Raw genomic sequence first — 21606 nt, 5'->3', positions numbered from 1 at the left:
CCTTGTTGGTTTTGTTCGTGACTCAATCCTGCCACAGCACCGCTTCGCTGCGCTCGCTCCATTCTTCGAAGTGCCCACCGTAAGCCGCTTCGATGACGTTGCGCTTGATCTTCAGGGTCGGCGTGAGAAAACCGTTTTCCACCGCCCAGCTGTCCTTGACCACCACCAGACGCCGCAAGCGTTCGTGCTTGTCGAGCGCGCCATTGACCTCTTCGAGGAGTTTTTCCAGGCTCGAATGCAACCCTGCACGCGCCTCCTGTTGTCCGACCGCCGAAAGCACGCACAGCCCCAACGGCGCACTCAAGCCATCCCCCACCACACACACCTGTTCAATGCGCGAATGCACCGCCAGGCGATTTTCAATCGGTGCCGGCGCCACGTATTTGCCCTTGCTGGTCTTGAAGATTTCCTTGAGGCGCCCGGTGAGGCGCAGGTTGCCTTCGGCGTCCTCTTCACCTTTGTCACCGGTACGCAGGAAGCCGTCCTCGGTAATTGTGTCAGCGGTTTTCTGCGGCTCCTTGAAGTAGCCGAGCATGGTCGCGCCGCTGCGCACCAGCACCTCGCCCGAATCCTCAATGCGCACTTCGACCTCGGGGCACGGCTTGCCGATCCAGCCGGGTTTGTTCTGGCCAGACAGGCAGATGTGCGAGTAACCACAGCTTTCGGTCATGCCGTAGACCTCCAGCACGTCCAGTCCCAGTTTGCGGTACCACAGCAGCAAGGTCAGAGGCACCGGCGCCGCGCCGGACAAGGCCACGCGCAGCGCATCGAGCCCCAGCCCGGCGAGGACCTTATGCCCTACCCGCTTGCCGATAATCGGCAAACCGAGCAAAAAATCGAGGCGTTTTGCCGGGATCTTGCTGTACACGCCCATCTGGAATTTGGTCCAGATGCGTGGAACGCCAAACAGCGCAGTCGGCCGCGCACGTTTCAGGTCGGTGAGAAAGGTGTCGAGGCTCTCGGCAAAAAATACGGTTTGCCCGGTATAAATAGAGGCCAGCTCGACGAACATCCGTTCGGCCACATGGCACAGCGGCAGGTAGGACAACAACCGGTCCGACTCGTTAAGGCCAAACAACGACGTACCGCGCGTGGTGGCGAACCCCAGGTTACCGAAGCTGTGCATCACGCCTTTGGGCATGCCGGTGGTGCCGGAGGTGTAGATGATCGTCGCGAGTTGATCGGCGGCAGGCCTGGGGTCGTCCTGGATCGGCGAGCTGCCTTGCAGGTCGGCCCAGCTGAAATCGAAGGTGCCCGGCGGATGCAGCGGCAGGCTGATCGTCACCAGTTCCGGGCTGACCCCGCGCGACATCCCGGGCCAGTCGTCGAGTTTGCCAATGAACGCCAGCGCCGCTTCAGAATGCTCCAGCACCTGGGCCACGGATTCGGCCGTCAGGTTCGGATACAGCGGCACCGAGACATGGCCTGCCATCCAGATCGCGAGGTCGGCAATGATCCAGTGCGCGCAATTTTTCGAGATCAGGGCGATGTGGCTGCCTTGGGGCAATTCCCGGGCTCGCAACCAGTGTGCCGCACAGCGGGCCTGATGGCCCACGTCAGCCCAGGTCAGGGTCTCGACTTGCCCACCACCCATGGGCTGAACCAAAAAGCGCTGGCGCGGATGACGCGCCTCACGCTCGTAGAAAACGTCCAGCGGCAAACGAAAGGCAGCAGACATGCGACTCGCTCCTGTTTTTTTGGTCTGGAGCAAGCGTAGTCAACCAAGCAAGTGCTTGGTTGATTATTTGTAAGAAAAAAACAGATCGACAGATCGCAGCCTTCGCCAGCTCCCCACTGAGGGCACACCCTCGAATGCAGGAGCTGTCGCTGGTTGCGATCTGTTGCTTTCAGGGATGCTTGATGCTGTCGAGCTTCATTGACCCAACCAGCAGTTCGTCACCATTGAGTTCTGCGAGTCCAGCGGTGCTGACTCTCTCGGGTGGATGCCCGGCACCATGTTGCAGATAGCTCAGCAGATTCCCCACCAGCGGGTTATGACTGACCAGCAGCACGTCGCTTACCGCGACCATCTGTTCGGCCACTTTGTCCGGGTCGGTGTCCGGGGTCAGCCATTCGACAGTGCGGATTTCCGGTTCGAAACCCAAAACTTCGCGTACCAGCTGCGCCGTTTGCTGTGCCCGCAGGTACGGGCTGGCGTAGATGGCAGTCAGGGGTTGCCCGATCAACTTTGCAGCACTGCTCAGCACTTCTTTTCGACCGTGCTCCGTCAATTCGCGCTCCGAATCGTGGGAGCGGGAGCCGTGTGGCACAGCTTCACCATGACGCAATACCCAGAGTTTCATAGCTTGGGTTCCTCATCTCGGGCCGGATGCGGAGCAGGCGCCACGACGTGCGGCGCTTCACCTTCCGGCGTACGCGGCGTCGGCCAATCGGCGAACGGCCAAGGCTTCTGGTCGCTGTGAAAACTGCCGAAACGACCGATCTGCGCCAGGAACTGGCTCAGACTGTCGCCGAAGTTCATCAAACTGGCGCTCGGCGCGCCGTAAATCAAACGATAGATCAACTGCACCAGCACCACGGCGCCAAGGATGAATTGCGCCACTTGCCAGACCAGCACAAAAACGACCATCCACAACACGCGCAGCAGAATGGATTCGTACTTGGCTTCTACTTTCTGATCGTTCATGTCTCACTCCGTTCCGGTTAAGGCGTGGGCTCAGTTGAATCCGCTGGTGGAAATAAAGTCGACATCGGTTTTCGGCTCGCCGCGCATCAGCAGCTCGATCACCTGTTCGAGCGTGCGCCCTTCGAAGAGAATCGCGTGTAACCCGGCGACCAGCGGCATGTACACGCCCACTTCCTGGGACTTGGCCTTGAGCACCTTGAGGGTATTCACGCCTTCGGCCACTTCGCCCAGTCGATTGACCGCCTCTTCCAGGCTCAAGCCCTGACCGAGGGCAAAGCCGACCTGATAGTTGCGGCTTTTTGCCGACGAGCAGGTCACGATCAAATCGCCTACGCCCGCCAGGCCGAGAAAAGTCATCGGGTTGGCACCCTGATTGACCGCGAAACGGGTCATTTCCGCCAGTGCCCGGGTGATCAGCATGCTCTTGGTGTTTTCGCCCATCTCCAGTGCCACCGCCATGCCGGCGATGATCGCGTAGACGTTTTTCAACGCCCCGCCCAGCTCCACGCCAAAACGGTCGGCGCTGGCGTACACGCGAAAGGTGCGGCCATGCAGCACAGCCTGGACCTGCTCGCAGAGTGCTTCGTCTTCGCTGGCGACCACCGTCGCGGTCAGCGCGTGTTCGGCGATCTCGCGCGCCAGGTTCGGCCCGGACAACACGCCAATGCGCGCTTGCGGGGCGATCTCTTCGAGGATCTGGCTCATCAGTTTGAAGGTGTGGGCTTCGATGCCTTTAGTCAGGCTCACCAACATTTTACCGCTCAGAAGTTCGGCATGCGGGGCCAGCACCGAGCGCAACGCGCTGGAGGGCAGCGCAACGAAACTCAGATCGCAGGCTTCAAGGGTGGCGTGCAGGTCGGTCACCGGCACTACGCCGGGCAGAATCTTGATGCCCTTGAGGTAACGCGGGTTCTCGCGATTGACCCGAATGGCCTCGGCCTGTTCGGGATCGCGCATCCACTGCAGGACCTGATGCCCGTTTTCGGCCAGCAGGTTTGCCACGGCGGTACCAAAACTTCCGCCTCCCAGGACCGCAATCGGGCGCTGTTCAGTCATATGTATTCCGTTAATCCATACCAGTGGCGATGTCGGCATTATACGGAGCGTCCCGGTGTCGGCCAGCCCCTGCGTCAATTACCGGCGCATGTTGAAAGAAGCCGGATAAAACCGAGGAAAATGCTGACATCGTGACTGGAAAAGTCGTCGGCCTCGGTTAACATGCGCGCCATCAATTACAAACAAGGATGTGTTGTGTCACTGGGTTGCGCTTCACCCCGCTCGCCGTTGGTACTGGCGCTGGTCTTCAGCTCGCCATTGCTGGCTGACGATTTGTTCCTCGACAGTGAGCCGTTGCCGCAGGTGCTGACGGCCACGCGCCTGAAACAGTCGCCGGCTGCCGTGCCGGGGAGCATGACCGTGATCGACAGCGCACTGATCCACGCCACTGGCGCCCGGGACATCAGTGAAGTGCTGCGGCTGGTGCCGGGGATGATGGTCGGCAACATCAGCGGCAACCAGGCGACGGTGAACTATCACGGCACCAGTGCCAGCGAAGCGCGACGCATGCAGGTGCTGATCGACGGTCGCTCGGTGTACCGCGCCGGCCTGGCCACGGTGGACTGGAGCGACATTCCAGTGGCCATGGAGGATATCGAGCGCATCGAAGTTTTCCGCGGCCCGAACACCGTCAGCTATGGCGCCAATGCATTGATGGCAGTGGTCAATGTCATCACGCGCAACCCGGCAGACAGCCATGGCACGCGGATGAAGGTCACTCGCGGCCAACGCGGCATCAACGACTTTTACGCCAGCCAGGGCGTGGGTTGGCGTGACGGCGATATGCGCCTGTCCCTGTCCGGCCAGCAAGACGACGGCTTCGACAGCGACCGCAACGGCGCCGATTATCGCGACAGCCGCCGTTTGAATCGTTTCAACCTCGCCGTCAGCCAGGCGCTCGACGAACGCCAGAGCCTCGATTGGCAGTTGAACGCCAAAGAAGGCAGTAACCAGCGGCCTTATACCTACCGCCCAGTGTTTTCCGGGATTACCCGCGCCGGCGACAATTCCGACGTCACCGCCAAGGACTTCGCCGGTTCGTTGCGCTGGAACCTCGACATCAATCCCGATCACAGCCTTTATATACAAGGCTCGGCCCAGCATTGGGATCGCCAGCAGACCTGGCGTGCGTGCGATGCCGAGGTGTCGTTCAGCCCGCAACTGACCGAACTCTGGCAGCTCAACCCGAATTACACCGAACGCCTGGCCCGCAACATCGAACGCTTCACCGGCCCCGGCGCCCCTCCCGGCGATCCAGCCCAGCAAGCGCTGGCCAACCAGGCGCTTGATCAATGGCGAAATGGCGCCCGGCAAACCGTCTGCGGCGACATCGACCAAAGCACCCGGGAAACCCGCTACGATCTGGAGTTGCAGGACACCCTGAGCCTGTCCGATAGTCTGCGACTGGTCAGCGGCTTGAACTATCGTTATGACCGGGCAGATTCCGAGACCTACTTCAATGGCACGCTCGATGACACCACGTGGCGGACATTCGGCCAACTCGAGTGGCGCGCCAGCGAACACTGGTTGCTGCAAGGCGGCGCCATGTTCGAAGACACCCAGTTGATCGGCAGCTCGCTGACTCCGCGCGTGGCGGTCAACTACCTGATCAACCCGCGTCACGGCTTGCGTGCGGTGTACTCCGAAGCCATCCGTTCGCCAGACATGTTCGAGAACAGCGTCAACTGGAGTTACCGCGTTACTAACCTGCAACCGGCTGCCTATGGCCAGTCCAGCGCCCGTTATTTCGTCAAGACCCGCGGCCCCGGCGATCTCGACCAGGAACATATGCGCTCTCGTGAGCTGGGCTACAACGGTTACTTTGCCCAAGAGAGGCTGGCGGTCGATGTGAAGCTGTTCCATGACGAAATCACCGGCATGATCAGCGAACCGCTGCGCAACAATCAGTTCATCGCCAGCAACGCCAACACAGCCCGATTTTCCGGAGCGGAAACCCAGCTTGACTGGCGAGTTGGCACCGCCGACCGCCTGCGCTTCACCTACGCCTACGTCGATGCCGACGCGAGCAATCCCCAGGATGTACAACAGACCGCACGCAACAGTGGCTCCGCCGGCTGGATGCGTGACTGGGGACAAGGCTGGAACAGCGCGCTTTTCTATTACGGTGACGACGCTTTGAACGGCTACCGCTTCGAACGGATCGACACGCGTATCGCCAAACGTATCCGCCTGGGTAAGGCCAGCCTGGAACTGGCCGGTGTGCTTCAGCAGCGCCTGGACCATCAACCGACCACCTTCGTCGACAACAATTATGACGAGCGCCGAGTGATGTACTTCAGTGCGGAGCTGGCGCTTTAAGATGGCGCAGTGTTCGCCACGCCAGACGCCAGGCCTGGGCCATCTGCTGGCCATGCTGTGCCTGGTGATCAGTGGCTGGCTAGGCAGCCTTTCTGCCAATGCCGCGGACATTCTGTTGACTGGCGCCGAAGACAGCGCCGGCGTGCAATCCTTCGTCGAGGCACTGCGCGAATTGCGGCCCGCGGACCACGTACGTTTTCAGCCGCTGGCCAAACTGCCGGCGCCGGGCAAACTACCGGCGGATATCCGCTTGATCCTGCTCGATCTGCCAAGCCTCGACTGGCGCCTGCAAGACAGCCAGGGCCCGGCAACCTTGGTACTGCGCATCAGCCGCCTGCAAGCACGACAACACTTGGGCGACACCCTGCCCCCGCGCCTGAGTCTGCTCTGGAGTGATCCGCCGCTGGATCGCCAACTGCGCCTGACCCGGATCCTCCTGCCCCAAGTGAAACGGGTTGGCGTGCTGTATGACAATCACAGCGAATTCCTCTTGAAGGAGCTGCGTCAGGCCGCTCACCCGCTGGGACTTGAGGTGGTCACCGAACGCTGGGACAACACTCAGGACAGTCGCCCCTTGCAAACCTTGCTCGACAAAAGCGATGTGTTGCTCGGCCTCGATGATCCCGACCTGTACAACTCGAAAACCGCGAAAAACCTGTTGTTGAGCAGCTATTCACGACAACTGGCGCTGATCGGCCCCAACGCCGGGTTCGTCAAGGCCGGAAGCCTGGCCAGCAGTTACAGTGATCAAAGCGATTGGCTGGTGATTCTCGATCGACTGCTGGACCAGCCAACCGCCACCTGGCCGCGCACCTATTATCCGCCGCTTTTCAAAGTCTCAAGCAATCCACAGGTCGCTCGTTCATTAGGTATTGAACAGATAAACGAAGCGTCTGTCGCAACACTGTTGGCTGAAGGAGAACGCCGCCCATGACCTTCCGTCGCCGTTGGGACATCAATACCCGCACCCAGATCATCAGCCTCGGCCCGGCCCTGCTGCTGACGTTGCTGTTGATCAGTTTCTTTACTTTCGTACGGATCCAGGACCTGCGCCAGGAGCTCAACCACACCGGCCAGCTCATCGCCAACCAACTGGCACCCGCCACGGAATACGGGGTGATATCCGGCAACAACGAAGTGCTTGAAAGCCTGCTCAAAGCCACGCTCGCCACGCCCAACGTGCGTTTTCTGGAGGTCCAGGACAGCGCCAACCGGATTCTGGTGTACGTCGAGCAGCCGTCGGCAAGCCATAACCGCCCGCATCAGGTCGAAGTGTTCCAGGCGCCCGTGCGGCTGCAGCGGGTCCCGCTGCACAACGATTTTTTCCAGAACAACAAGGTCGTCGCCGCCGCTCCCGCCGAGGATTATCTGGGCCGGGTGATCGTCGGGTTGTCCAACGACGCGTTCAGTCAGCGCCAGCAGGAAATCCTGCTCAAGGCGGCCATCCTGGCACTGTTCGCCCTGCTATTTACCTTCCTGCTGGCTCGACGCCTGGCGGGGAGCCTGTCGCAACCCATCCGTGATATCGGCAACGCGGTCAAGGCCATCCAGGATGGCGACTACAAGACGCCGCTGCCGATCGTCGACGACACTGAACTGGGCGCGCTGTCGCAACACATCAACAACCTCGCCAGCGGCCTCGAGCAAGCCAGCCGCGAACAGCATCAAGCGATGGCGCAATTGATCCAGACCCGCGAAGAAGCAGAAAAGGCCAACAACGCCAAGTCGGACTTCCTGGCCATGATGAGCCACGAGTTGCGCACGCCCATGAATGGCGTACTCGGCATGCTGCAACTGCTGGAAACCACCGAAATGACCGAGGAGCAGGTCGAGTATGCGGCGCTGGCCTCGGAGTCCACCGAACACTTGCTCAAGGTCATCAATGACATTCTCGATTTCTCGCGGATCGAACGCTCGGAGCTGGAGCTGGAACACATCCCGTTCAACCTTGCCGACCTGATCAGCGCCTGCGCCCAGTCCTTCCAGCACAGCGCTGCGCAACGCGGGCTCGAATTGCAGTTGCAGATCCCCGAGGACATGCGCGCGTTGCAGGTTCAGGGCGATCCGACGCGAATTCGCCAGATCCTGGTGAACCTGGTCGGCAATGCGTTGAAGTTCACAGAACAAGGCCGCGTGACGATCGAACCGCAGTGGCAATCGCTGGACCACGAGCTGTTGTGGTTTACCTGCAGCGTGCGCGACAGCGGCATCGGTATTGCGGCCGACAGCCTGGAGTTGATGTTCAATGCGTTCCAGCAGGCCGACAGTTCTATTTCAAGACGCTACGGCGGCACCGGGCTGGGCCTGCCGATTGCCCGCACGCTCGCCGAACGCATGGGCGGGACCTTGCGAGCCCAGAGCGAAGAAGGTCGTGGCTCGGTGTTCACGCTGGAAATCCCGTTGGCGCTCTATCAACAGGCATTGCCGGTGCTGGCCTCACGCACGCCCTCGGGCAATGGCGATGGTGAGGGCCGCAACGTGCTGCTGGTCGAAGACAACCCGGTCAATCAAACCGTCATCGAGGCAATGTTGCGCAGTCTGGGCTTTACTGTCAGCGTCGCTGCCGATGGCGCGCAGGCTGTGCGCAGTGCCGAGAGTCTGATTTTCGAAGCGATCCTGATGGACTGTCGCCTGCCGATCATCGACGGTTATGAAGCCACCCGACAGATCCGCCAATTGCCCGGTTGCACCGACCTGCCAATCATCGCCCTGACCGCCAATGCCTTGCAGGGCGACCGCGAAGCCTGCTTGTCGGCAGGGATGAACGATTACCTGGCCAAGCCGTTCAAACGTAATGATCTACAGCAAATTCTGCAGCGCTGGGTGCAGTAGTACAGGCCTTTCGACCATCTGTGACTGGCGTGAAAGGCGAAAGTGCGGCAGTCTTAGGCACCCGAACAGGCCCGAAAAGGGGCTTGAATAAAAATTTCAGTGCACAAGTGTACATTCATGTCCTTGGTGCTGTGACTTTCACCACAACGCAATAGTCTATGAGTAGGCTGCCGGTTCGAGGCATGAATGCTTCGATCGGCCGGGAAGATTTGCCCCACCTGCCGCATGGGACTATTGAGGAGCTCGCATGACCAAACAAAACGCCTTTACCCGGGAAGATCTGCTGCGCTGCAGTCGCGGTGAGCTGTTCGGCCCAGGTAACGCGCAACTGCCCGCCCCGAACATGCTGATGGTTGATCGCATCACCCTGATCAGCGAAGAGGGTGGCAAGTACGGCAAAGGTGAATTGGTCGCCGAGCTGGATATCAATCCGGACCTGTGGTTCTTCGCTTGCCACTTCGAAGGTGATCCGGTGATGCCGGGCTGCCTGGGCCTCGATGCCATGTGGCAACTGGTCGGCTTCTTCCTGGGCTGGCAGGGTCTGCCGGGCCGTGGTCGTGCATTGGGTTCGGGCGAAGTGAAATTCTTCGGCCAGGTCCTGCCGACCGCCAAGAAAGTCACCTATAACATTCATATCAAACGCGTCCTCAAGGGCAAGCTGAACCTGGCCATCGCCGACGGTTCGGTGACTGTCGATGGTCGCGAAATCTACACCGCCGAAGGCCTTCGGGTCGGCGTGTTCACCTCCACTGACAACTTCTAAGGGTTATTCGCATGCGCCGCGTCGTTATCACTGGTCTGGGCATCGTTTCGTGCCTGGGCAATGACAAAGAGACCGTCTCCGCTAACCTGCGTGCAAGCCGCCCTGGCATCCGGTTCAACCCGGAATATGCTGAAATGGGTCTGCGTAGCCAGGTTTCCGGCTCCATTGACCTCAACCTTGAAGAACTGATCGATCGCAAGATCTATCGTTTCGTCGGCCACGCGGCAGCGTATGCCTACCTGGCCATGAAAGACGCCATTGCTGACTCCGGCCTGACCGAAGAGCAAGTATCCAACCCGCGTACCGGCCTGATCGCCGGCTCCGGTGGCGCATCGACCCTGAACCAGATGGAAGCGCTGGACATCCTGCGCGAGAAAGGCGTCAAGCGCGTCGGCCCATACCGCGTAACGCGGACCATGAGCAGCACCGTTTCCGCGTGCCTGGCCACCCCGTTCAAGATCAAGGGCCTGAACTACTCCATCGCTTCTGCCTGCGCTACCAGTGCTCACTGCATCGGTACCGCCATGGAACAGATCCAGATGGGCAAGCAGGACATCGTTTTCGCCGGCGGCGGTGAAGAAGAGCACTGGAGCCAATCGTTCCTGTTCGATGCCATGGGCGCACTGTCCAGCAAGCGCAACGACACCCCGGAAAAAGCCTCCCGCGCCTACGACGCTGACCGTGACGGTTTCGTCATCGCTGGCGGTGGCGGCATGGTCGTGGTTGAAGAGCTGGAACACGCTCTGGCCCGTGGCGCGAAGATCTACGCGGAAATCGTTGGCTACGGCGCGACCTCTGACGGCTATGACATGGTTGCCCCGAGTGGCGAAGGCGCGATCCGCTGCATGCAGCAGGCGCTGTCCACCGTCGACACCCCGATCGACTACCTGAACACCCACGGCACCTCGACTCCGGTCGGCGACGTCGCGGAAATGAAAGGTGTGCGTGAAGTGTTCGGCGACAAGGCTCCGGCCATCAGCTCCACCAAGAGCCTGTCGGGTCACTCCCTGGGCGCCGCCGGCGTTCACGAAGCGATCTACTGCATGCTGATGATGGAAGGCAACTTCATTGCCGGCTCCGCCAACATCGACGAGCTGGACCCTGAAGTGGCCGACCTGCCGGTGCTGACCAAGACCCGCGAAAACGCCACCATCAACACCGTGATGAGCAACAGCTTCGGTTTCGGTGGCACCAACGCCACGCTGGTACTGAAGCGCTGGGAAGGCAAGTAATTCCCCGCTGAGCCGCACATAAACGCCCCGACTGGTTCGGGGCGTTTTTTTTGCGCTTCAGGAAATCCCCGCGGCAAACACTCCCCCTTTCGGAGCTGCAGTGCCAGCGATGACGTCACATTGCCTGACACACCGCTATCGCTGGCAAGCCAGCTCCCACCGGGGCTGCAGCGCCTCTTCAACATGAAGCTTTTGTCATGAAACTTAAGGCCCTGCGACTGAATGTCGCGCATTTCAAGGCCTGCAGGATTTTCTCCGATTTTGCAAAAATCTCTTTCCAAATTCAGTCATTTACTTAGCAAGCTACCAAATCATATAACTGAGTCCTGCACACGCCTTGCTGCAGATAACAGAGATTGGAGCTAGCAGATGACTGTAAAAGTAACTGAACGCGACGATTCACATATGTCCCATGAAGGCGTTGCCGCCGGCATTCGGATCTGGGACGTGTACCAACAAGACCTGCTGGTCGGAATGTTTCACTCCGAGACTGACGCTCACAATTACAAGGCCGAACTGGAAACCCAGGAACAGCAACGAACGCTACGCTCCGCTTGAGCAATGACAGCATTGAAAACGACAAACCCCGCCATGAGCGCAATGCTGTTCAGATAAGAGATAGAGCGAGCAATCAGTAACCTGTGGCGAGGGAGCTTGCTCCCGCTGGACTGCGTAGCAGTCCCATTTTGGGGGGCGCTTCGCTCCCCAGCGGGAGCAAGCTCCCTCGCCACAGGTACAGTGTTCGTCCTTAAATGAACAGCATTACGCCATGAGCGGGGTTTGTCTTTAATGCAGACTTGAACGACTTACCACATCAGATCGTCAGGGATCTGATAGGCCGCGTACGGATCGTCCTCGGTAGCGACCTCTTCAGTCTTCACATTCAACTGAACGATGCGCTGTGGGTCACGCTCCTGGATCTTCAGCGCTGCTTCACGTGGAATCACCTCGTAACCACCGGCGTGGTGCACGATGGCCAGGGAGCCGTTGCTGAGCTTGTTACGCATCAGCGTGTTGACCGAGAGGCGCTTGACCTTCTTGTCGTCGACGAAGTTGTAGTAGTCCTCGGTCGTCAGCTTCGGCAGGCGCGAGGCTTCGATCAATTGCTTGATCTGCGCAACACGGGCCTTGGCCTCGGCTTTTTCCTTCTGCTGACGATTGAGCTCCTGATCGCGCTTGACCTTCTCGGCCATGGCTTCCTGAGCGGCACGTTGCTGGGAATCATCCAGTTCGACCTGACCTTTGTGGGCCAGACGCTGTTGCTTCTGTTTGTCTTTGCTGACCTGCTTGGCCTGCTTCTGGTTGACCAGCCCTGCTTTGAGCAACTGGTCGCGAAGGGAAATGCTCATGGTGCTTATTACTCACTTAGGCAACTGCTCAACCGCAGCTGGGCAAATTCTTTTCCTGACGTTTGGCTTCACCCCATAGGGCGTCCAACTCTTCGAGGGTGCAATCTTCTATGGGACGCAGGGTATCGCGCAATGCCTGTTCGATAAAACGGAAGCGTCTTTCGAACTTGCCGTTGGCGCCACGCAGTGCGGTTTCCGGGTCGACCTTGAGATGACGCGCCAGATTGACCACGGAAAACAGCAGGTCGCCGATCTCGTCGGCCACCGCTTCAGGATCGTTCTCGGACATGGCTTCGAGGACTTCGTCGAGTTCTTCGCGCACCTTATCGAGTACCGACAGCGCGTCCGGCCAGTCGAAACCGACCTGCCCTGCACGCTTCTGCAATTTTGCCGAGCGTGACAACGCCGGCAACGCAGTGGGCACGTCATCGAGCAACGACAGTTGCTCGGGCGCCGAAGATTTCTCCGCACGCTCCTCGGCCTTGATCTCTTCCCAACGCTGCTTGACCTGCTCTTCACTCAAGCGCGGGACGTCCAGCGGTGCATAGAGATCGCCTGTAGGGAACACGTGGGGGTGTCGACGGATCAGCTTGCGGGTGATGCTGTCGACCACGCCATCAAACTCGAAGCGCCCTTCTTCCCGGGCCAGCTGGCTGTAATAAACCACTTGGAACAGCAAGTCGCCCAACTCACCCTGCAGATGATCGAAGTCCCCCCGCTCGATGGCGTCGGCGACTTCGTAGGCTTCTTCAAGTGTGTGCGGGACGATGGTGGCGTAGGTTTGCTTGATGTCCCACGGGCAACCGTATTGCGGATCGCGCAAGCGGTTCATCAGGTGAAGCAGATCTTCAAGGCTGTATGTCATTTTTCTGTCTCACCACAAAACCTGTGGGAGCTGGCTTGCCAGCGATGGCATCACCTCGATGCTCCAGAGAGACCGAGTTGTCTGCATCGCTGGCAAGCCAGCTCCCACAATGGATCGAAGTCATCTTCAAGGTGTACGGTTACGCCGGGTTTCGATGATGTTCGGCAACTGCGAAATCCGCCCGAGCAACCGCCCCAACGCGTCCAACCCCGGAATCTCGATGGTCAGGGACATCAGCGCGGTGTTGTCCTCCTTGTTCGAGCGGGTGTTGACCGCAAGCACGTTGATCCGCTCGTTGAGCAGCACCTGCGAGACATCGCGCAGCAGACCGGAACGGTCGTAGGCACGAATGACGATGTCCACCGGATAGGTGAGCACCGGCACCGGCCCCCAGCTGACCTGGATGATTCGCTCCGGCTCGCGCCCGCCCAGTTGCAGCACCGAGGCGCAGTCCTGGCGGTGAATGCTGACGCCACGGCCCTGGGTGATGTAGCCGACGATGGCATCCCCCGGCAGCGGTTGGCAGCAACCCGCCATCTGGGTCATCAGGTTGCCCACGCCCTGGATCTGGATGTCACCGCGCTTGCCCGGTTTGTAACCGGTGGCCTTGCGTGGAATCAGTTCCAATTGCTCGTTGCCGCGCTCCGGCTCGACCAGTTGCTGCGCCAGGTTGACCAGCTGTGCAAGGCGCAAATCGCCGGCGCCGAGGGCGGCAAACAAATCTTCGGCGGTTTTCATGTTGGCCTTGTCGGCCAGCTTTTCGAAATCCACCGCCGGCAGGCCGAGGCGATTGAGTTCGCGTTCAAGCAGCGTTTTACCGGCCGCGACGTTCTGGTCGCGGGCCTGCAATTTGAACCAGTGAACGATCTTCGCCCGCGCCCGCGAGGTGGTGACGTAACCCAGGTTCGGGTTCAGCCAGTCACGACTCGGGGTGCCGTGCTTGCTGGTGATGATCTCGACCTGTTCACCGGTTTGCAGGCTGTAGTTGAGCGGAACGATGCGTCCGTTGATCTTGGCGCCACGGCAGTTGTGGCCGATTTCGGTGTGCACGCGGTAAGCGAAGTCCAGCGGCGTCGCGCCCTTCGGCAAGTCGATGGCGTGACCGTCCGGGGTGAAGATGTAGACCCGGTCAGGCTCGATATCGACCCGCAGCTGTTCCGCCAGACCGCCGATGTCGCCCAGTTCCTCGTGCCACTCGAGCACCTGACGCAGCCAGGAGATTTTCTCTTCGTAGTGATTGGAACCGGATTTGACGTCGGTGCCTTTGTACTTCCAGTGAGCGCAAACACCCAGCTCGGCCTCTTCGTGCATGGCGTGGGTGCGAATCTGCACTTCCAGCACCTTGCCCTCTGGCCCGATCACCGCCGTGTGCAGCGAGCGGTAGCCGTTTTCCTTCGGGTTGGCGATGTAGTCGTCAAACTCTTTCGGGATGTGCCGCCACAGGGTGTGGACGATACCGAGCGCGGTGTAGCAATCACGCATCTCCGGCACCAGCACGCGCACGGCGCGCACGTCGTAGATCTGGCTGAACTCCAGACCCTTGCGCTGCATTTTGCGCCAGATCGAATAGATGTGTTTGGCCCGGCCACTGATGTCGGCATCGACGCCGGTGGCCTGCAATTCGTTCTTCAGCTGGCTCATCACATCGCTGATGAAACGCTCGCGATCCAGTCGCCGCTCATGCAGCAACTTGGCGATCTGCTTGTACTGGTCAGGTTCGAGGTAACGGAAGGACAGGTCCTCCAATTCCCATTTGATATGACCGATACCAAGACGATGGGCGAGCGGCGCGTAGATGTCGAAGACTTCACGGGCCACGCGGTTGCGCTTTTCGTCGTCGGCGGTTTTCACCGCACGAATCGCGCAGGTGCGTTCGGCCAGTTTGATCAGCGCGACACGCACGTCGTCGACCATCGCCACGAGCATTTTGCGCAGGTTCTCGACCTGGCCTTGAGTGCCCATCACCATGGATTTACGCGGACTCAGGCTGTCGCTGATCGCCGCCATGCGTTGCACGCCGTCGATGAGTTTGGCCACCACCGGACCGAAGCGCTGGCTGACCGCCGGCAACGGGATCTGGCCTTCGCGCACGCCTCGGTACAGGACCGCGGCGACCAGCGAATCCTGATCGAGTTTGAGGTCGGCGAGAATCTCGGCGATCTCAAGGCCGGTGCGGAAACTCGAGTTCCCTTCCGACCACAGATTCTTGGCCGCATTGGCCTGCTGCTCAGACTCGCGAGCGAACTCGCAAGCCTCCTTCAAGGCTTCGCGATCCAGTGCCAGATCGACACTGACCGCATGATCGAGCCAAGCCTCGAGATTGATACTGCCGTCCGTGTTGATCGGCTGGTGTGCTCTCACCTGTACCATCTTGCTTACCTTCCCTACGACGCAGATTCAATGCGTCAAATCGCTGACCTTCGTTGCCCGTGCGCCCACGTCGGGCTGGTGCGCGGCTGCACGGGCGGGCCAGTCGGACCAGACGAGCATCCTAGCTCGCTTCAAATAACGCCATGGCCTCGACATGTGCCGTCTGAGGAAACATATCGAGAATCCCGGCACGTTTTAACCGGTAGCCCTGCTTGATCAATTCGACCGTGTCGCGCGCCAGAGTTGCAGGGTTGCACGACACATACACCAACCGTTCGGCACCCAATGTCCTGAGCTTGCGCACGACCTCGAAAGCACCGTCACGCGGTGGGTCCAAGAGTACCGCACAAAAGCCTTCCCGCGCCCATTCGGCGTCGGTCAAAGGCTGGGATAAATCGGCCTGAAAAAACTTCGCGTTATGCAGATTATTGCTAGCCGCGTTCGCCGCCGCCCGGTCAACCATTGTCTGCACGCCTTCGACCGCCACCACTTCGCGAGTGGCTTTGGCCAGCGGCAAGGCAAAGTTGCCCAGACCACAGAACAGATCGAGAACGCGTTCATCCGCCGTCGGTTTCAACCAGTCCAGCGCCTGGGCAACCATCGCTTCGTTGACCCCGGCGTTGACCTGAATGAAATCCCCTGGACGATAGGCCAGTTCCAGATCCCACTGTTCAAGGCGATAGCCCAACGACTGATCGGCCTCGACCGGTTGCGGCTCGCCCTCGCCGTGCAGCCACAACTGGGCTTGATGGAACGCGCAGAAATCCTTGAGGATCGTCAGGTCGGCTTCAGACAACGGCGCCATGTGCCGCAGCAACACCGCCAGCGAGGAACCGCTGAACAACTCCACATGCCCGAGTGCCTGAGGTTTGCTCAGGCGTCGCAACATCTCCGGCAAGCCGGTCATGATCGGTTGCAAGGGCTGTACCAGCACCGGACATTCATTGATACCAACAATGTCCTGGCTGCCAGCGGCGCGGAAACCGACTTCGAGTTTCCTGGCCTTCATGTCCCAGCGTACGGCGACGCGGGCGCGACGCCGGTAGCCGAACTCCGGACCGCTCAATGGCGCGGCCCACTCTTCGGGCTCGACACCCGCAACCCTGGACAACTGCTCGGCGAGCATGCGCTGTTTCAGGGCGAGCTGTTCGTTATGAGGCAAATGCTGCACGCTGCAACCGCCGCAACGACCGGCATGGGCGCACGGCGCCGGCCGGCGCAATTCACTGGCCTTGAATACCCGTTCGGTGCGCGCTTCGACCACTTTGCCGTGGGCGCCAAGTACACGCGCTTCGATCTCCTCACCGGCCAGTGCGCCGGTGACGAACCAGGTCCGACCTTCGAAAAACGCGATACCGCGACCGTCATTGGCCAGGCGCTCGATAATCAGGCGCTGCTTTTTGCCGGTCGGGACTTGCGGGGCCTTGCTGCCGCCGGTGGGCTGGAAGCGCAGGCCTCTCTCTGGCTTGGCCATCAGTTGGGCGCGTCGAAAATGCCGGTCGACAGGTAACGGTCGCCACGGTCGCAAATGATCGCGACGATCACCGCGTTTTCAACTTCTTTGGACAGACGCAGCATCGCTGCCACGGCGCCGCCCGAGGACACGCCGCAGAAGATGCCTTCTTCACGGGCCAGTCGACGAGTCACGTCTTCAGCTTCGCTTTGTGCCATGTCGACGATCCGGTCCACGCGATCAGCCTGGTAGATCTTCGGCAGGTATTCCTGAGGCCAGCGACGGATGCCCGGAATCGCCGAGCCTTCCATCGGTTGCAGTCCGACGATCTGCACGTTGTCGCTCTGCTCTTTCAAGTAGCGCGAAACGCCCATGATGGTGCCGGTGGTGCCCATGGAGCTGACGAAGTGGGTGATGGTGCCCTGGGTCTGGCGCCAGATTTCCGGGCCGGTGGTGGTGTAGTGCGCCTCGGGGTTATCGCCGTTGGCGAACTGATCCAGCACCTTGCCGCGGCCCTCCGCTTCCATTCGCTGTGCGAGGTCGCGGGCGCCCTCCATGCCTTCTTCCTGGCTGACCAGAATCAATTCGGCACCATAAGCAGTCATGGCAGCCTTGCGTTCAGCGCTGGAGTTGTCCGGCATGATCAGGATCATCTTGTAACCCTTGATCGCGGCGGCCATGGCCAGCGCAATGCCGGTGTTACCCGAAGTCGCTTCGATCAGCGTATCGCCAGCGTGGATCTGCCCACGCAACTCGGCGCGGGTGATCATCGACAGCGCCGGACGGTCCTTGACCGAACCCGCCGGGTTATTCCCTTCAAGCTTGAGCAAAAGGGTGTTGCTGGTGGCGCCGGGCAGGCGCTGCAAACGAACCAGCGGAGTGTTGCCGACGCAATCGGCGATGGTTGGGTACTGCAAGGTCATGGCGTATTCGCAATCCAGACTGCGGGGGCGCCTATCATACCGGCAAACGTTCGCAGGCCATATCACGCAAAGTGTGGTGCTTATGGCTTATGGGAATAAGCCGCTGATTCGCTGTTCGTCTGCGTGCGTAGCGTTCAGTGTGGTTGACCCTGAAACTGTCGCACCAGCAGGAGACTTTCTAAGGCGCGATAAAGGGAGGACATCAACCCGTTTGCGCTAGTAGAGTAAGAAATCGCTGTCAGAAAATGGACTTTTCTGTAGGAAAAAAGAATGTGCTCATCGGAAACTTCCTGCACCTTGCAACGGCATGCATGAACTAGTGGACATCAGAAGTAGCAGATAATCTTTTTCAATGTTCAGGCGGACAAGACGTCTCGCTGAGCATGGATACCGGGCAGCACGAAATTTCGTTCACGATGCTCACCCCCTATTTTTTTGCAATGCTGGATTTAACTCAAGGAAGAAGAAATGAAGACTTTACTTGCACTGCCTTTCGCAGCGCTGATATTTGCGCACGGCCACGCTTCTGCTGCATGCATTTATATTCAAAATACTTATAGCGGAATTGTTCCTGCCAACTCTGACGTTATCGTACAAGGCCCCTTTACTATTACCGGGGCAAATGGATGCCGACACGCTAATATCACGTCTACCATTACGGCTTTGGGTGTGGGCTCCCCTCCGAACCTTGTAATTGAAAAACTGGATGGTTCAACCTGGAGCCACGTTGACGGAGGTAATCGCAGCACTGCCTCGACACTTGGGCCACTAGGAACCTATAGGGTTCGTCATGTAAATAATCATAACGTGGCCAGAGGGTACTCCGGCACTACGCGTTATGGTCGGTAAACAGTAAGCCTGTGAATGCCCGCCTGCTTCACGGCGAGCATTCGCAGGTCAGGCCTGGATGCTAACCGAAAGGTCACTCTGAGCTGAATTCGCAAAATAAGAAAGCGCGCTCAAGACATGGTTCGCTTCAATCAAGCCCCTGGTTATTCGATGAAAACCTTCCGCGCGCGTTCCACCATCCATCAGCCTTTCTTCAAGCATTTGATTGAACATGGCTATTGCATTGAATTTAACATCCGTTCCCGTTGGAAGGCCAAATTCATCATAGGCCCTGCGGCCGGAAGTAAAAAAGTGCGCCACATCGTCACCTAACAAGCCATGCTCAAAAAGCAAAGAACCTGCCATCGCAAGTTCATGTGTACTCACTGACGTGAAATCATACCCCCTCAAGGAGTTTTTCAACTCGTCAAGTGAAAGCTTGCCATTAAGCGCCAACACATCACTAGCATCTTCGGCCGTCGTCTTTGTGTAGCTATTTGTCATCTCAAGTGGATTCTTTACGAAATAGGCCTCTGCCCTCATCGACAAGACCGGATAATTAATATTCATCAACCATCTCCCTGAATTTCATTCTCAAATTGGATATCGCCACCCAACTTCAAACCTTGAGAATTTTATCCAGGGATTGCCCTGTGAAGATGTTGCGAATTATCTCAAAACAACAATCTGAACCTCGTCGATTAAACCGGCAAAGTATGAACCAACAACTGCATATTCATCCGCAACCCGCTCCCGGTGTTCTGCGCCCAAAGCTTGCCGCCCTGTCGCTGCACCGCGTTCCTGGCGATGCTCAGGCCCAGACCAAACCCGCCATTGCCCGGTCGCGAGCCATCCAGACGAGTGAACGGCAGGAAGATTCGCTCCAGATCAGTTTCTTCGACACCGCCGCCCTGGTCTTCCAGCCACAGGTGCCAGAAATCGCCTTCCCGTCGGCCACCCAGGGCGACGACACCACCGGCCGGCGAATGCCGGATGGCGTTGCGCAACATGTTCTCCAGAGCTTGGGCCAAGGTGTTGAGATTGCCGCGCACCCAACAGGAAGCATCGACCTCGCAGCGCAATTGCGCCGCCGGCCAGCAACTCTCATAGCAGGCGTTTTCCGTCAGCATTTCCCACAACGCCTGGATCTGGATCGCTTCATCGGGCAGACGGGTGCGCTCGGTGTCGAGCCAGGCCAGTTGCAGCGTGTCATCCACCAAGCGCTGCATGCCGTCGACTTCACGGCCAATGCGCTCGCGTAACGCGTCCAGGCTCTGCTCGCTTTCACTGGCTACTCGAAGACGACTGAGCGGCGTGCGCAGTTCGTGGGACAGGTCGCGCAGCAATTGCTGCTGCAATGCCACGGTGCTTTGCAGGCGTTCGGACATGTGATCGAACGCTCTACCCAATTCACCCAACTCATCCGAGCGATTGGTTGTCCGACTCGACAGGCGCACATTCAACTGGTCGACGCGCCAGGCATTGGCCTGCGCTCGCAAGTGATTGAGCGGCACCACCAGCAAACGGTAGAGCCCCACGCATAACAGCAGCGTGAACAGCCCCGGAATCACACCGTTGGTAATCACCCGCCAGAACACCCGGTATTGTCCCGGCAGAAAGCGTTCAGGCAGTTCGATCACCAGACTGCCGGTGGACGGGTCGCCGGGGAACGGTATACGCATCCACGGTCGACCTTTTATATGGACGGGCCAATCGAGGCCGCGCAGAGAGGTCAGGCGTCCGATTTCCTTGTCCGTCAGTGACTGGTTGCTCAAAGACTGCAAATCACCGCCAATGACACCCACCCAGCCTTTTTCCCGCTGATGCATGGTCTGCAGCCAGTCATCGACGCCGGCGCTCTGGCGCTGTTGCCAGGCCTGCTCGGCTTCGGCGGCGTAGCGCGTCAGGGTGCCGCGGGCCTCATCGGAGAGGAACTGGTTGCGCTGCTCCATGTAACGCCCCCAGGACCAGCTCAACCAGATCATCAGCAGACAGAACGCCACCAGCAAGCAGGCGAGCTTCCAGAACAGCGAATGCCGGCCCGGCAAATTACATGTCATCACTGGCGCTCAGGATGTAGCCCTTGCCCCAGACCGTGCGCACTTCGCGCTCGGTATAGCCGATGGCCTTGAGCTTGCGGCGGATCTGACTGATGTGCATGTCCAGGCTGCGATCATGGGCGGCGTAACCGCGTTGCAGCACATGTTGATAGAGGAAGGCTTTGCTCAACACTTCATCGTCGTTGCGGTTCAGGGTTTCCAGCAGCCGGTATTCGCTGCGGGTCAGGCCGGCGGCTTGCTCGCCGTAGAAAACCTCGTAACGTTCATCGTCGAAATGCAGGCTGTCTACCGGCGTAGCGATCGCTGCCGGCGTCGGTCGACGGTCGAGCGCGACGCGGCGCAGAATCGCTTCGATGCGCACCCGCAACTCGACCATGCTGAAGGGCTTGGGCAAGTAATCATCGGCACCCAGCCGAAAACCGCTGATGCGATCGGCCTCGGCCCCCAGCGCCGACATCAGCAGCACCGGGGTGGAGTGACTCTGGCGCAATTGCGTCAACACCGACAAGCCGTCCAGCCCGGGCAACAGAATGTCCATCAGCACCACATCGAAGGCTTGCGCGCGGGCGGCGTCGAGGCCTTCCTGGCCGTTCTGGCACCAGGTCACCTGAAAGCCGCTTCGGCCCAGATGCTCATGCACATAGGCACCGAGTACAAGGTCGTCTTCGATGGAAAGGATGCGCGGATGACCAGAGGCGATGGGAGTCATGAGTATCTGCAAATAATTCTCAGTTGATAATTATTGAAGATTGCGCCGCCCGAGGCAACCCGACGCGGATGCAGCCAGCGAAAACACTCGAATTGGCCGACGAATGACGACATCAATTTTACGAAGATTGCCCGCCTGCAAATCGCTACACTGCGCAGGTGGTGCGTGCCGCACGCTAGTGCAGGTCTATCGATAGCTGG

At 59.3% G+C, this 21606-nt stretch carries 18 protein-coding genes; 6 read left to right on the top strand and 12 right to left on the bottom strand.

Annotated features, from left to right (window positions below; genetic code table 11):
• Positions 1 to 22: 22 nt before the first annotated feature.
• The 4 genes from KHO07_RS07045 to KHO07_RS07030 form a co-directional block, all read right to left on the bottom strand.
• Positions 23 to 1678: an AMP-binding protein gene (locus KHO07_RS07045; RefSeq protein ID WP_212626782.1), complete on the bottom strand. Its 1656-nt coding sequence runs from the start codon at positions 1676 to 1678 to the stop codon at positions 23 to 25.
• 169 nt (positions 1679 to 1847) lie between these two features.
• Positions 1848 to 2303 carry a phosphohistidine phosphatase SixA gene (gene sixA / locus KHO07_RS07040; protein ID WP_212626781.1) on the bottom strand — a complete coding sequence of 152 codons (456 nt, stop codon included), beginning with the start codon at positions 2301 to 2303 and terminating at the stop codon, positions 1848 to 1850.
• On the bottom strand, positions 2300 to 2647 hold the full coding sequence (locus tag KHO07_RS07035; protein WP_056853113.1) for a DUF4389 domain-containing protein: 348 nt from the start codon (positions 2645 to 2647) through the stop codon (positions 2300 to 2302). The genes sixA and KHO07_RS07035 overlap by 4 nt, the downstream gene beginning before the upstream one ends.
• 30 nt (positions 2648 to 2677) lie before the next feature.
• Positions 2678 to 3703 carry an NAD(P)H-dependent glycerol-3-phosphate dehydrogenase gene (locus KHO07_RS07030; protein ID WP_212626780.1) on the bottom strand — a complete coding sequence of 342 codons (1026 nt, stop codon included), beginning with the start codon at positions 3701 to 3703 and terminating at the stop codon, positions 2678 to 2680.
• A 195-nt stretch (positions 3704 to 3898) separates the two neighbouring features.
• On the opposite strand from KHO07_RS07030, the gene KHO07_RS07025 reads away from it, so the two are divergent.
• From KHO07_RS07025 to KHO07_RS07000, 6 genes are all read left to right on the top strand, one after another.
• On the top strand, positions 3899 to 6022 hold the full coding sequence (locus tag KHO07_RS07025; RefSeq protein WP_212626779.1) for a TonB-dependent receptor: 2124 nt from the start codon (positions 3899 to 3901) through the stop codon (positions 6020 to 6022).
• 1 nt (position 6023) lies between these two features.
• On the top strand, positions 6024 to 6956 hold the full coding sequence (locus tag KHO07_RS07020) for an ABC transporter substrate-binding protein (protein ID WP_150734983.1): 933 nt from the start codon (positions 6024 to 6026) through the stop codon (positions 6954 to 6956).
• Positions 6953 to 8854, top strand: coding sequence for an ATP-binding protein (locus KHO07_RS07015; RefSeq protein WP_212626778.1), 1902 nt, complete (start codon positions 6953 to 6955; stop codon positions 8852 to 8854). Before KHO07_RS07020 ends, KHO07_RS07015 begins: the two co-directional genes overlap by 4 nt.
• A gap of 247 nt (positions 8855 to 9101) precedes the next feature.
• Entirely contained in the window at positions 9102 to 9617 is a 516-nt protein-coding gene (gene fabA, locus KHO07_RS07010; RefSeq protein ID WP_003227150.1) for a 3-hydroxyacyl-[acyl-carrier-protein] dehydratase FabA, read from the top strand.
• Positions 9618 to 9628: 11 nt separating this feature from the next.
• A complete protein-coding gene (gene fabB / locus KHO07_RS07005; protein ID WP_008016529.1) occupies positions 9629 to 10849 on the top strand; it encodes a beta-ketoacyl-ACP synthase I in 1221 nt (406 codons plus the stop codon).
• Between the two features lie 369 nt (positions 10850 to 11218).
• On the top strand, positions 11219 to 11407 hold the full coding sequence (locus KHO07_RS07000) for a hypothetical protein (RefSeq protein WP_075948826.1): 189 nt from the start codon (positions 11219 to 11221) through the stop codon (positions 11405 to 11407).
• A gap of 248 nt (positions 11408 to 11655) precedes the next feature.
• On the opposite strand, the gene KHO07_RS06995 is transcribed toward KHO07_RS07000, so the two are convergent.
• From KHO07_RS06995 to KHO07_RS06960, 8 genes are all read right to left on the bottom strand, one after another.
• The gene (locus KHO07_RS06995; RefSeq protein WP_150734986.1) at positions 11656 to 12198 is read right to left on the bottom strand and encodes a DUF2058 domain-containing protein; all 543 of its coding nucleotides are present in this window, start codon (positions 12196 to 12198) and stop codon (positions 11656 to 11658) included.
• Positions 12199 to 12226: 28 nt separating this feature from the next.
• Complete coding sequence (gene mazG, locus KHO07_RS06990; RefSeq protein WP_212626777.1) at positions 12227 to 13063, bottom strand: nucleoside triphosphate pyrophosphohydrolase; 837 nt, start codon at positions 13061 to 13063, stop codon at positions 12227 to 12229.
• A gap of 126 nt (positions 13064 to 13189) precedes the next feature.
• A complete protein-coding gene (gene relA / locus KHO07_RS06985; protein ID WP_075948829.1) occupies positions 13190 to 15433 on the bottom strand; it encodes a GTP diphosphokinase in 2244 nt (747 codons plus the stop codon).
• Positions 15434 to 15554: 121 nt separating this feature from the next.
• Positions 15555 to 16907 carry a 23S rRNA (uracil(1939)-C(5))-methyltransferase RlmD gene (gene rlmD / locus KHO07_RS06980; RefSeq protein WP_212626776.1) on the bottom strand — a complete coding sequence of 451 codons (1353 nt, stop codon included), beginning with the start codon at positions 16905 to 16907 and terminating at the stop codon, positions 15555 to 15557.
• Positions 16907 to 17809, bottom strand: coding sequence for a cysteine synthase CysM (cysM, locus tag KHO07_RS06975; protein ID WP_053122764.1), 903 nt, complete (start codon positions 17807 to 17809; stop codon positions 16907 to 16909). The genes rlmD and cysM overlap by 1 nt, the downstream gene beginning before the upstream one ends.
• An 897-nt stretch (positions 17810 to 18706) precedes the next feature.
• Positions 18707 to 19207, bottom strand: a complete 501-nt coding sequence (locus KHO07_RS06970) for a hypothetical protein (protein ID WP_212626775.1) — start codon at positions 19205 to 19207, stop codon at positions 18707 to 18709.
• A 131-nt stretch (positions 19208 to 19338) separates the two neighbouring features.
• Positions 19339 to 20697, bottom strand: coding sequence for a sensor histidine kinase (locus KHO07_RS06965; RefSeq protein ID WP_212626774.1), 1359 nt, complete (start codon positions 20695 to 20697; stop codon positions 19339 to 19341).
• Positions 20687 to 21406: a response regulator transcription factor gene (locus KHO07_RS06960; protein WP_150734993.1), complete on the bottom strand. Its 720-nt coding sequence runs from the start codon at positions 21404 to 21406 to the stop codon at positions 20687 to 20689. Before KHO07_RS06960 ends, KHO07_RS06965 begins: the two co-directional genes overlap by 11 nt.
• Between the last annotated feature and the right edge of the window lie 200 nt (positions 21407 to 21606).

It is taken from the genome of Pseudomonas sp. PP3, from assembly GCF_905336995.1.
Classification (GTDB): domain Bacteria; phylum Pseudomonadota; class Gammaproteobacteria; order Pseudomonadales; family Pseudomonadaceae; genus Aquipseudomonas; species Aquipseudomonas reinekei.
This window is presented reverse-complemented; position numbering and strand designations above follow the sequence as displayed.